This window comes from Sphingomonas yabuuchiae (assembly GCF_014199595.1).
GTDB lineage: Bacteria > Pseudomonadota > Alphaproteobacteria > Sphingomonadales > Sphingomonadaceae > Sphingomonas > Sphingomonas yabuuchiae.
The window spans coordinates 195,337-207,428 of record NZ_JACHNX010000005.1 but is presented as its reverse complement, the minus strand read 5'-3'; the positions used below and the strand labels follow the sequence as shown (position 1 = coordinate 207,428).

General features: G+C 67.7%; 11 protein-coding genes. 8 read left to right on the top strand and 3 right to left on the bottom strand.

All coding sequences use genetic code 11. The features are described 5' to 3' along the window. Positions 1-179 precede the first annotated feature (179 nt). On the top strand, positions 180-635 hold the full coding sequence (locus GGQ89_RS08860; RefSeq protein WP_184105485.1) for a GreA/GreB family elongation factor: 456 nt from the start codon (positions 180-182) through the stop codon (positions 633-635). A 202-nt stretch (positions 636-837) separates the two neighbouring features. Further along, positions 838-2,025 (top strand): BaiN/RdsA family NAD(P)/FAD-dependent oxidoreductase, encoded by a 1,188-nt coding sequence (locus GGQ89_RS08855; protein WP_184105484.1) that lies wholly within the window; start codon positions 838-840, stop codon positions 2,023-2,025. A gap of 72 nt (positions 2,026-2,097) precedes the next feature. On the opposite strand, the gene GGQ89_RS08850 is transcribed toward GGQ89_RS08855, so the two are convergent. Further along, the gene (locus GGQ89_RS08850; RefSeq protein ID WP_342354516.1) at positions 2,098-3,387 is read right to left on the bottom strand and encodes an SPOR domain-containing protein; all 1,290 of its coding nucleotides are present in this window, start codon (positions 3,385-3,387) and stop codon (positions 2,098-2,100) included. A 226-nt stretch (positions 3,388-3,613) separates the two neighbouring features. On the opposite strand from GGQ89_RS08850, the gene GGQ89_RS08845 reads away from it, so the two are divergent. Continuing rightward, positions 3,614-4,723 carry an SPOR domain-containing protein gene (locus GGQ89_RS08845; protein ID WP_184105483.1) on the top strand — a complete coding sequence of 370 codons (1,110 nt, stop codon included), beginning with the start codon at positions 3,614-3,616 and terminating at the stop codon, positions 4,721-4,723. 214 nt (positions 4,724-4,937) lie between these two features. Here GGQ89_RS08845 and serB read toward each other — a convergent pair whose 3' ends face one another. Next, positions 4,938-5,822 carry a phosphoserine phosphatase SerB gene (gene serB, locus GGQ89_RS08840; RefSeq protein ID WP_184105482.1) on the bottom strand — a complete coding sequence of 295 codons (885 nt, stop codon included), beginning with the start codon at positions 5,820-5,822 and terminating at the stop codon, positions 4,938-4,940. Between serB and miaA the strand changes: the two genes are divergently transcribed. The 5 genes from miaA (at position 5,821) to GGQ89_RS08815 (ending at position 11,354) form a co-directional block, all read left to right on the top strand. Then, on the top strand, positions 5,821-6,753 hold the full coding sequence (gene miaA, locus GGQ89_RS08835; protein ID WP_184105481.1) for a tRNA (adenosine(37)-N6)-dimethylallyltransferase MiaA: 933 nt from the start codon (positions 5,821-5,823) through the stop codon (positions 6,751-6,753). The two genes, serB and miaA, sit on opposite strands and share 2 nt — an antisense overlap. Positions 6,754-6,838: 85 nt before the next feature. Continuing rightward, positions 6,839-8,584 (top strand): acetolactate synthase 3 large subunit, encoded by a 1,746-nt coding sequence (locus tag GGQ89_RS08830; protein ID WP_076718306.1) that lies wholly within the window; start codon positions 6,839-6,841, stop codon positions 8,582-8,584. 211 nt (positions 8,585-8,795) lie between these two features. Then, on the top strand, positions 8,796-9,311 hold the full coding sequence (gene ilvN / locus GGQ89_RS08825; protein ID WP_056434153.1) for an acetolactate synthase small subunit: 516 nt from the start codon (positions 8,796-8,798) through the stop codon (positions 9,309-9,311). Positions 9,312-9,378: 67 nt separating this feature from the next. Continuing rightward, on the top strand, positions 9,379-10,398 hold the full coding sequence (gene ilvC / locus GGQ89_RS08820; RefSeq protein ID WP_056434154.1) for a ketol-acid reductoisomerase: 1,020 nt from the start codon (positions 9,379-9,381) through the stop codon (positions 10,396-10,398). A gap of 347 nt (positions 10,399-10,745) precedes the next feature. Continuing rightward, positions 10,746-11,354, top strand: coding sequence for a YceI family protein (locus GGQ89_RS08815; protein ID WP_184105480.1), 609 nt, complete (start codon positions 10,746-10,748; stop codon positions 11,352-11,354). 52 nt (positions 11,355-11,406) lie between these two features. Here the strand turns inward: GGQ89_RS08815 and GGQ89_RS08810 are convergent, their stop codons facing one another. Beyond that, positions 11,407-11,808, bottom strand: a complete 402-nt coding sequence (locus tag GGQ89_RS08810) for a BLUF domain-containing protein (RefSeq protein WP_240456620.1) — start codon at positions 11,806-11,808, stop codon at positions 11,407-11,409. Between the last annotated feature and the right edge of the window lie 284 nt (positions 11,809-12,092).

Genomic DNA, 12,092 nt, shown 5'->3' with positions numbered 1-12,092 from the left:
GCCGAACCAAGGGACCCATCCCTCTCGGTTGGCGGATACACCCATGCGGCACGGGTGATTGTTTGCGTTCCGTGAAAGCGTGGCCCTTTACACCAATTGAAGAGAAACTCAAGCCGTGCTTGCGGTGAACCGAACGGCCCGCCATGGAGCCGTGCCATGACCTTGCGCGTTGATCCCCGATGAGTGTCGCCTTTCGCCGCGAATCCGATGAGGAACATCTCGAACCCAAATTCGAGCTGCCCATTCCGCCCGGCCCCAATCTGGTCACGCCGCGCGGGCTGGAGCTGACCCGCGCCAAGGTGACGGAGGTCGAGGCCGCCGTCGCCGCCGCGACCGACGACGAGGAACGCACCCGCCTCCAGCGCGAACTACGCTATTGGAATACCCGCGCCGCCACCGCGGAACTGGCGCCCGCTCCCGCCGAGGATGAAGTGGGGATCGGCAGCATGGTGACGATCCGGCTCAACGGCCGGACCAGAACGCTGACCATCGTCGGCCATGACGAGGCTGATCCCGCGCACGACCGCATCGCCTATGCCGCGCCGCTCGCGCGCGCGCTGATGGGGGCGATGGCGGGGGAAATGGTGGCGTTCGGCGGTAAGGCGGATGCGGTGGAGGTGGTGGAGGTAGGCTAGTCCCCCCCGACCTTCTGTTTCTGCATCCCCTCCCGCAGGCGGGAGGGAACCGAGGGGAGGGAAAGGAGTCTCACCGAGACCATCGCCCGTGGCGCGGCCCTCCCCCATCCCCTCCCGCCTGCGGGAGGGGCGTGCCAAGTATCGACGGCAAGCGTAACCACCCACCCTATCGCCCCCCGCCAAATCCCCCTAAACCCCCGCCATGCAACACTATGACGCGATCATTCTCGGCGCGGGCGCGGCGGGGCTTATGGCTGCCGCCACCGCCGGGCAGCGGGGGCGGCGGGTGCTGGTCGTCGACCATGCCGACGCGCCGGGCAAGAAGATCCTGATCTCGGGCGGCGGGCGGTGCAACTTCACCAATATCGGGACCGTGCCCGACCGCTTCCTGTCGGCGAACCCGCATTTCGCCAAGTCCGCGCTGGGCCGCTACACGCCCACCGACTTTCTGGACCTAGTCGAGGCGCATGGCATCGCCTGGCATGAAAAGACGCTGGGCCAGCTGTTCTGCGACGGATCGGCGCGGCAGATCGTGGCGATGCTGCTCGACGAATGCGACCGGGCGGCGCGGTCCGGCGGCGTGGTCGACATCGCGCTCGGCCAGCCGGTCGAGGCGGTCGCACATGACGGCACGCAGTTCCGCGTGACGCGCGGCAGTCAGGCCTTCACCGCCCCCCGCCTGATCGTCGCGACCGGGGGGCCGAGCATCCCGAAGATGGGTGCGACCGGCTATGCCTATGACCTGGCCCGCCAGTTCGCGCTGAAGGTGGTCGAGCCGCGCCCTGCCCTCGTCCCCCTGACGCTGGGCGGCGAGGAGACGCTGTTCCGCTCGCTTTCGGGTGTCGCATCCGAGGTCGTCGCCCGCGCGGGCAAGACCCGCTTCCGCGAGGCGGCGCTGTTTACCCATCGCGGCCTGTCCGGCCCGGCGATCCTGCAAGTGTCGTCCTATTGGCGGCATGGCGAGGCTATAGGCATCGACTTCCTGCCCGACTGCGCGCCCGACTGGCTGGTCGCCTTGAAGCGCAGCGCCCCACGCACCAGCGTACGCCGGGCACTCGGCCAGCATCTGCCCGACCGACTGGCCGAGACGCTGGCGGAGCGGTTGGCGCTTCCCGCGGAACTGGGCGCGGCCACCGACAAGCTGCTGGCGGCGGCACAGGGACGGCTCGCCGACTGGACCTTCCATCCCAATGGCAGCGAGGGTTATGCCAAGGCGGAGGTGACGGTCGGCGGTGTCTCCACCGCCGGGCTGTCGTCACGGACGATGGAGGCCAAGGCGGTGCCGGGGCTGCATTTCGTAGGCGAGGCGGTGGACGTCACCGGCTGGCTGGGCGGGTACAACTTCCAATGGGCCTGGGCGAGCGGCCGCGCGGCGGGCGAGGCGGTTTGATTTGGAAACTCGCTGAACGCGAGTTTCGGCGGCACCGGAAAAAAGGTGCCACTCCACGTTTTTGAAAAACGCTCAGAGCGAGGCGATGCCGATCCCCGGCCGCGCCCATTGCGCCATATGGTCGTCGGCCTGACGCCGGACAAAGCAGGCGCCCCCCGCCGCGCGATAGCGAAGACAGAGTGAGTCGGCATCGGCGCGGCTGAGCCCGCCGACCGAAAGGCGGTAAAGCTGCTCGCCCGACAGGCGCACCGTGCCGCTTTGCGGGGCATAGCCCGACAGGCCGTCGAAACGGCGAGTGAGTTGGTCCCACGCCCTTTGCGCGCCGTCCGCCTTGCCGAAGGCACCGATCTGGACATTCCAGTCGCCATGACGCCGCGTGACGACGCGCCGTTCCTCGGCCCGGCGAAGCAGGGCGGGCGCGGTGACAGGGCCTGCCGCGATACGTTGAATGCTGGCTTGCGGCTCGTCACCCCGCCGGGCCAGCAACAGGCTCGACGGTGCAGTCCGCGCGGTGCGCTCGGGGGTCATGGGCAGCGGCTGGACGATCTCCTGCTGCGCGGCGAAGACGGTCCGCGCCGCCGCCGGTTCAGCGGCGTCAGGCGTGGGCTCTGCGACGACCGGCTGGGGCAGCGCATGGACCATGTCCTGCATCACCGCTGCCGAGGGAGCGGCGTTCAGCGCCAGCATGATCGGCTGGCCGGTGTCGATTGACGGCTTCACGCCCAGCAGGGACGAAACCATGTCGGCCGGGCTGGCATTGGCGAAGTCCGCCCATTCACGCATCCGCACCTCGACATCCGCCGGAGCCATGTCGGCCGACGCCGCCATTCGCGCCATATCCCACTGTCCCGACAGCGCCAGCGCCAGCGCGAGGTTCTGCCGCGCCTTGACGCTCGCCCCCGGCTCCCGCGTGGCGGCCGTCAGCAGGCGGACACCCTCGCCCGGTGCTCCGGCCAGCGCCAGCGCCAGCCCCAGATCGGCGGTCGGAATGGCGGCGGCATGCTGGTCCAGCAATGCCTTTGCGCCCGCCCCATTGCCGCCCGCGATCATCGCCAGGGCCAGGTTCAGTGCGGCGCGGCCATCCGCCGGATCGAGCTGCAACGCGTCGGTAAAGGCCTGCCGCGCCGAGGCGAAACGCCCGGCCTGAAGATAGCTCTGCCCTAAAAGCGAACGATAGCCCGCATCCTTTGGTTCGGCCGCGACCAGCCGCTCGGCCAGCGCCACGGCGGCGTCGCCATCGCGCTGCGCCAGCACCCGGCGGGTCTGGTCGGCGAGCACGGCGCTCGCCCGTGCCGGGCTGGCCTGCGCGTTCAGCCGCGCGGTGCGCGGGCCGGTCGCGGTGCAGCCCCCCAGAATCAACACGCCAACGCTGCAGGACAGGAGAGTGCGGAACGTGGTCATCTTGGTCATCCGGTTCAGCCCAGGGGGAAGGCGGTCGATACGCCCGGCGCATGACCCGTTTCCCCGATCGGCCGCCACGCTAGCCCCCCAGCCTATAAGGAACGGTTAACCCCTTCATTGAACGCTTTACCCTTGCCCGGCAGCGCGGCATGGATGGCTTGCAACAAGGGCGGAAGGACGAAGGATAATGCGCAGATTCCCGATCGGCGGCATGGTCGCGCCCGCCGCTCTTCTGGCCGCATTTCTGGTCGCCACCCCTGTGCTGGCGGTGCCGGATGTGAAGGCCGGGGTCGATGCCTGGGCGCAGGGCGATTATCGCAAGGCGGTCGAGGAATGGCGCGGTCCCGCCGTGGCGGGGGATGCCGACGCGCAGTTCAACCTGGCCCAGGCCTATAAGCTGGGTCGTGGCGTGCCGCTCGATCCCACGCTTGCCGAAAGCTGGTTCCGCAAGGCCGCCGTTCAGGGCCATATCCAGGCCACCGACAATTACGGCCTCGCGCTGTTCCAGTCGGGCAAGAAGGCCGACGCCGCGCCCTGGCTGGAAAAGTCCGTCGCGCATGGCGAGCCGCGCGCGCAGCTGGTGCTGGGCACGATGCTGTTCAACGGCGATGGCGTGCCGCGCGACTATTCGCGCGCCTATGCGCTAATGACGCTGGCGTCGCAGGCGGGGCTGCAAGCTGCGTCGCAGACGCTGGCGCAGATGGACCAGTATATCACCCCGCCCGACCGCCAGCACGGCGTCGAGCTGGCCCAGCAATATCGCGCCCGCCTGGCCGCCTTGCCCACCCCCGCCGCCAGCGGGCCGAAGCGGGTGACGGTGGGCACCGAACCGACTCCGGTCAAGGCGGCCGATACTCCGGCCCGTACCGCTGCGCAGACCCGCCCGACGGTACAGCCGGTGCCGGTCACGCCGTCACGCCCGGCGACGTCCGGCTATGGCGCGAGCTATCCGGCGCCCGGCACGCCCGCAAGCCACACGCCGCCGGTCCGCGAGGAGGCGTCCGACCTGACCGACCGGCGCAAGCCCGTTGCACCGCCGCCCGCGCCGCGTCCCGCCAAGCCGACCCCGGCTCGCGCGACCAGCGGGCCATGGCGTATCCAGCTCGGCGCCTTCCGCGATCGCGGCAATGCCGACGCGCTCTGGCAGCGGGTGCGGGGTCGCCTTAGCGGTGCGCAGCCCTATTTCGTGACGGCGGGCGGCGTCACCCGGCTTCAGGCAGGCGGCTATGCCAATCGCTCCGCCGCGCAAGCCGCGTGCAGCCGCTCGGGCCAGCCTTGCGTGGTGGTCGCGCCGTAAGGCCCAAAGGCCTCCGCCATTTACGGGGGCCTGGTTGCCAAGGCCGACCACACCCTCCATCGAACCGCCCCTGCGAAGGCCGGGGTCCAGTTTCGGCCCGATCGGATGAAAGGGCTGACACTGGGCAACTGGATCCCGGCCTCCGTCGGGACGGTGCTCGGAATGTCTCGAAGCCCCCCCCCTCCAATGGGATAGGGGAAGCCTCGCGGGACCGTTAACCGACCACCCACTCCGCGCTCGGAATGCCCTGCGCATACAGCAGCGCAGTCAGGTCGCCATGGTCGATCCGCGCCGCCGCCGCGCCCGCGACGATCGGCTTGGCGCGATAGGCGACGCCCAGGCCTGCCCGGCGGATCATCGCCAGGTCGTTGGCCCCGTCGCCCACCGCCATGCTGTCCGCCGCATCGATGCGCAGTTCGTCCAGCGCGGCGAGCAGCGTCTTTTCCTTGGTGTCCGAGCCGACGATGGGCTTGCGCACCGTGCCGGTCAGCTTGCCGTGCGCGATCTCAAGATAATTGGCGATGGCGCGGTCGAAACCGATCTCGGCCGCGACCGGCTCGGCGAAGCGGGTGAAGCCTCCCGACACGAGGAGCGCATGGCCGCCGCGTGCCTTCATCGTGCGGACCAGCGCACGGGCACCCGCCATCAGCGTGACCCGCTCGGCCAGACATTGTTCGATGACGCTCTCGTCCAACCCTTCGAGCAGTGCAACGCGGGCATCGAGTGCCGCGGCGAAGTCCAGTTCGCCGCGCATCGCGCGCTCGGTGACTTCGGCGACCTGCTCCTTGATCCCGGCATAATCGGCCAGTTCGTCGATGCACTCGACGGTGATCATGGTCGAATCCATGTCGGCGACCAGCAGCCGCTTTTCGCGGTGCGCGGCAGGCTGCACGACCACGTCGGTCGCGTCGAACCGGCCCTCCAACACCTCGCGCGCTACCAACGGATCGCCGGTGAAGTCGAGGTCCGCCGCGATGCCCTCATCAATCCAGCGCGTGGCGGACATGGTGCAGCCCGCCGCCGCCATTTTCTCCTGCGCAACCGACAAATCCGCATCGGCCAGTCGGCCCTTGGCTGCTATCAGCGTGGCGATGAACATGGCGAACTCCTCTGACCGACCCAGGGTCGCGCTCATCGCAGGGCCGACCGCCAGCGGCAAGTCCGCATTGGCGCTCGATCTGGCCAAGGCGACCGGCGGCACGATTATTAATGCCGATTCGGCGCAGGTGTATCGGGACCTCTCGATCCTGACCGCCCGCCCCTCGGCGTCGGAGGAAGCGCAGGCGCCGCACCGGCTGTTCGGCCATGTCGACGGGGCGGACACCGGCTATTCGGCGGCGCGCTGGGCCGTCGAAGCACGCGGGGCGATAGACGACAGCGTGGCGGCGGGATCGCTGCCGATCGTCGTCGGCGGCACCGGCCTTTATATGCGCACCCTGCTCGACGGCATCGCGCCCGTGCCAGAGATCGCCCCCGCCATCCGCGCCGAGGTTCGCGCCCTGCCCGTCGCCGAAGCCCATGAAGCCCTGTCTCGCGAAGACCCCATCGCCGCCGCCCGGCTCAACCCCGCCGACACCACCCGCGTTGCCCGCGCGCTGGAGGTGGTGCGTTCGACCGGCCGCCCGCTGCACGAATGGCAGGCGCGCAAGGAAGGCGGCATCGGCGGCCGCATCACCCTGTCCGCCGTGATCCTGCTGCCCGACCGCGACTGGCTGAACGCGCGGATCAACCGGCGTTTCGGCGAGATGCTGGACGAAGGAATGGACGAAGCCGCCGCGCTCCTCGCCCGCCCTGACCTGCTCGCCGACGCCCCCATCCGCCGCGCGATCGGCGTGCCGGAGGCCGCCGCGCTGCTGGCGGGCACCATGACCCGCGCCGAGGCGGAGGCTGCGGGCGCGCTCGCGACAAGGCGTTATGCCAAAAGGCAATTTACCTGGTTCCGTCACCAGCCCGGCCCCGGCTGGACCGCGATTTCCGATACGGCTCCCGATGTGCGTCGCAGCATAATAGAAACTTTATTGCGCAATTGACGGTTGACGCGCACTTTTTAAACTTGTAGCCGCGCCATTCCCGACACGCCCCGTCAGCGGGCACGGATGCAGAAGGACGAAGATGATGACCGAGAAAAGCGGAGCCGATATCCTGGTCGAGGCGCTGTGCGATCTCGGCGTGGAGGTCGTCTTCGGCTATCCGGGTGGTGCGGTGCTGCCGATCTATGACGCCATGTTTCGATCGAAGCGCATCCGCCACATTCTCGTCCGCCACGAACAGGCGGCGACCCATGCGGCGGAGGGCTATGCCCGCTCGACCGGCAAGCCCGGCGTGGTGCTCGTCACCTCCGGCCCCGGCGCAACCAATGCGGTCACCGGCATCACCGACGCGCTGCTCGATTCGATCCCGATGGTGGTCATCACCGGCCAGGTGCCGACCGCGCTGATCGGCACCGACGCGTTCCAAGAGGCCGACACCGTCGGCATCACGCGCCACTGCTCCAAGCACAATTACCTGGTGAAGGACCCCGCGCGTCTGGGCGAGGTGGTGCATGAGGCGTTCCACATCGCGACCTCGGGTCGCCCCGGTCCGGTCGTGATCGACATTCCCAAGGACGTGCAGGTCGCTACCGCCCGCTATCAGAAGCCGGGTCCGATCCGTCACAAGACCTATCGCCCGCAGGTGAAGGCCGACCAAGCCCAAGTCGAGCAGTTGGTCGACATGCTGGCGGCCGCCGAACGCCCGATCCTCTATACCGGCGGCGGCATCATCAATTCGGGTCCCGCCGCGTCGCAACTGCTGCGCGAACTGGCCCGCATCACCGGCGCGCCCGTGACCTCGACCCTGATGGGCCTGGGCGCCTTCCCGGCCAGCGACCCGCAATGGCTGGGCATGCTGGGGATGCACGGCACCTACGAAGCCAATATGGCGATGAACCAGGCCGACCTGGTGGTGGCGCTGGGCAGCCGGTTCGACGACCGCGTGACCGGCCGTCTGGACGCGTTCAGCCCGAACAGCCGCAAGGTTCATGTCGATATCGACCGGTCGAGCGTGAACAAGAATGTTCGCGTCGACCTGGCCATCATCGCCGATGTCGGCCACGCGCTGGAGGATGCGGTGCGCATCTGGAAGTCGCGCCAGCATCCCAAGCCCGACACGACCGAGTGGCAGCGCCGCATCGCGGGCTGGCGTGCGGTCGGCTGCCTGTCCTTCCCCGAGGCGGGCGACGCGATCATGCCGCAGCGCGCGATCCGGGCGCTCTACGACGCGACCAAGGCGCGCCAGCCGATCATCACGACCGAGGTCGGCCAGCACCAGATGTGGGCCGCGCAGCATTTCGGCTTCGAAAAGCCCAACAAGTGGCTGACGTCGGGTGGCCTGGGCACCATGGGTTACGGCCTGCCCGCCGCGATCGGTGCGCAACTCGGCAATCCGGGCGCGCTGGTGATCGACATTGCCGGTGAAGCCTCGATCCAGATGAACATCCAGGAACTGGCGACGGCGACGCAATATCGCCTGCCGGTCAAGATCTTCATCCTGAACAACGAATATATGGGGATGGTCCGCCAGTGGCAGGAACTAACCTATGAGAGCCGCTATGCCGAAAGCTATTCGGACTCTCTGCCCGATTTCGTAAAGCTGGGTGAGGCCTATGGCTGGAAGGGCATATTGATCGAGCATCGTCACGAGCTGGAGGACGGCATCGCCGCGATGCTGGACCATGACGGGCCGGTGATCGTCGATTGCCGCGTGGCCAAGCTGGCCAACTGCTTCCCGATGATCCCGAGCGGAGCGGCTCATACCGACATGATTCTGCAGGCCAATGAGGTATCGGGCACCATGGACGACGAGGCCAAGGCGCTGGTTTGACCTTGAAGCTCCTCCCCGGCACGGGGAGGGGGACCGTGACGCGAAGCGGCACGGTGGAGGGGGATCGCCGCGCAGGACAGCATGAGTGGAGAGCCCCCTCCACCATGCTCCGCATGGTCCCAGTGACAGGTCGATCATGCCCCCGGCATGATCTGGATTGCCTGGGAGGCAATCCACCTGCCACTCCGTTCCGGGGAGGAAGAGATTAGAGATGCACATCAAGACCGAACAGGTGGAACGCCACACGCTGGCGGTGATCGTCGACAACGAACCGGGCATTCTCGCGCGGATCGCCGGACTGTTCACCGCGCGCGGCTATAACATCGAGAGCCTGACCGTGTCGGAGATCACCGCCGACAAGGCCGTCAGCCGCATCACCATCGTCACCAGCGCCTCGCCGCCGGTGATGGAGCAGATCATCGCCCAGCTCGACCGGCTGGTCCCCGTCCACAAGGTCGCCGACCTGACCGTGCTGGGCGACCATGTCGAGCGCGAGCTGGCGCTGGTGAAGGTGTCGGGCACCGGCGACCGCCGGATCGAGGCGCTGCGCCTCGCCGAAGTCTATCGCGCCCGCGTGGTCGACGCGACGATCTCCAGCTTCGTGTTCGAAGTCACCGGCGGCATCGCCAAGATCGACAAGTTCGTCGAGCTGATGGGCGAAGTCGGCCTGGTCGAGGTCGCCCGCACCGGCATCGCCGCCATCTCGCGCGGCGCCGAAGCGGCCTGAGCCGCCTCCTAATCTCCAGACTATCATGAGGCCGCAAGCGGCCCAGCCATTTCGAAAGGGAAGTCCAATGCGTGTGTATTACGATCGCGACGCCGATCTGAACCTGATCTCCGAGAAGAACATCGCCATCCTGGGTTACGGCTCGCAGGGCCATGCCCATGCGCAGAACCTGCGCGATTCGGGCGTCAAGAATGTCGCGATCGCGCTGCGCCCCGGTTCGGCCTCGGCCGCCAAGGCGGAAGCGGCGGGCTTCAAGGTCCTGTCGAACAAGGAAGCGGCCGGCTGGGCCGACATCCTGATGATCCTGGCCCCCGACGAGCATCAGGCCGCGATCTATGACGCCGACCTGAAGGGCAATATGAAGCCCGGTGCCGCCCTCGCCTTCGCGCACGGCCTGAACGTGCATTTCGGCCTGATCGAGCCGCCCGCGGACATCGACGTCATCATGATCGCCCCCAAGGGCCCCGGCCACACCGTGCGCAGCGAATATGTGCGCGGCGGCGGCGTGCCCTGCCTGATCGCGATCCATCAGGACGCCAGCGGCAATGCGCATGACGTGGCGCTGGCCTATGCGAGCGGAGTCGGCGGCGGCCGTTCGGGCATCATCGAGACGAACTTCCGCGAAGAGTGCGAAACCGATCTGTTCGGCGAGCAGGCCGTGCTGTGCGGCGGCGCGACCGCGCTGGTCCAGGCGGGCTTCGAGACGCTGGTCGAGGCAGGCTATGCCCCCGAAATGGCCTATTTCGAGTGCCTTCACGAGCTGAAGCTGATCGTCGACCTGATGTATGAGGGCGGTATCGCCAACATGCGCTACTCGATCTCGAACACCGCCGAATATGGCGACATCAAGACCGGCCCGCGCATCATCACCGAAGAGACCAAGAAGGAGATGAAGCGCGTTCTCGCCGACATCCAGTCGGGCCGCTTCGTGAAGGACTTCGTGCTCGACAACCGCGCCGGCCAGCCCGAACTGAAGGCCAGCCGCATCGCCGCCAAGCGCCACCCGATCGAGCAGGTCGGCAGCGAACTGCGTGCGATGATGCCGTGGATCGGTGCGAACAAGCTGGTGGACAAGGCGAAGAACTGATTTGTTTTGGAGGTGGGCTCGGTGAGACACCGTGGCCCTCCCCCACCCCAGTTTCAGGTAAACGATGCCCCGCATCGTTTTGGTCATGCCGGGGGCATGACCGACCTGAAACTCGCTTGCGGGAGGGGCGTGCCAAGCGGACGCCGCAAGCGCTTTAACGAGCCCATAGTTTGCGGAAATGGCCGAACGCCCGCCCAAAACCTCTCCCCTCCCGCAGGCGGGAGGGGCTGGGGGAGGGAAAGGGGCCTCGCAGAGACCAACCTAGAAACGCATCGTTGCGACCTTGGCCTTTGACGTGCGTTCACCGCACGGCCCAGAAAGGCCACCGTTCAACAGGGAGTCTACCCATGCGTTTCGTCCTTCCCGTCGCTCTGGCGCTCGCCACCATCGCCGCGCCCGCCATGGCCCAGACCGGCACGCCCGGTGCCGCCGTCGCCTCGCGCGTCGTCGCGGGCACCTATGCCGTCGACCCCGCCCACACCCAGGTCACCTGGTCGCTGAACCATATGGGCTTTTCGATGCTCGAGGGGCAGTTCGGCGCGTCCGAAGGCACGCTGACCCTCGATCCCGCCAAGCCGCAGGCCGCCAAGGTCGATGTGACCTTCAAGATCGACAATCTGTCGGTCACCGCCGCGCCCTTCGCCAATCACCTGAAGTCGAAGGACTTCTTTGATGCCGCGACCTATCCCACCGCGCGCTTCGTCTCGACGGGCGTGAAGGTCATGGGCAACAAGGCCATCATCACCGGCAACCTGACCATCAAGGATCAGACCAAGCCGGTCACGCTGAACGCGACCTTCTTCGGTGCGGGCACCAATCCGATGTCGAAGAAGCTGAACATCGGCTTCCGCGCGACGGGCAAGATCAAGCGTTCGGACTTCGGCGTCGGCGCCTATGTGCCCGTCGTCGGTGACGAGGTCGACCTGACGATCAACGCCGCCTTCACCGCCCAGTAAGCGGTCGTTGCCCTGCCCCGGTCGCCCGATCCCAGGGGCGGCCGGGGCCGGATCAGAATAACCGCTTCAACCCGGCGAAACTCTCGAACGTCGCGCGCACCTCCGGCGCGGCCGACGCCGCCAGCCTGGCGATCCGCTCGATCAGTGCGGCCTTGTCCTCGCCCTTGATCGCATAGCCCATCGCCCAGTCGCCGAACTCGCGCGCCTCGACATGGCGATCCGACAGGACGACCAGGGCGCGATGCCGCGGGTCCGCCGCGATATGGCGATACAGGCGTTCCACCGCCTCCGCCTCGCCCTCCAGCGCCTGGAGAAAACGTCGCCCGTCGAAATAGAGCAGGCCGGTGACTCCCGCCTGCGCATTGTTGCGGCGCGATGCGATCAGGATCGCCTCTGGATCAATGGCCGCCGCCGAACCCTTCACGCTGCTGATATAGACGAGTTGGCGCAACATCCGTGTATCCCGCTGCCCGGCCCCCCTGCCGGTCTTCGCTGCCGTCGATGGCGGGTGGCGCTTTAACAAAGCGTTCACGCGGTGCGGCGGGATATGGACAAGCCCGCCCCTACGCGGCATGAACCCCTGCATCATGATCGCCGCGCTGCTGCTCCGTTCGCTTCGACTTATCCGCCCTTAGGGGAGGATCGGCGTGGCCATGCGCGACTTCCCTAAGGGCGGAATGAAACGATAAGCCTGTCCCCGCCGCGCCCTGGCCTGACGCGGCCGAGAATGCTGGAAGA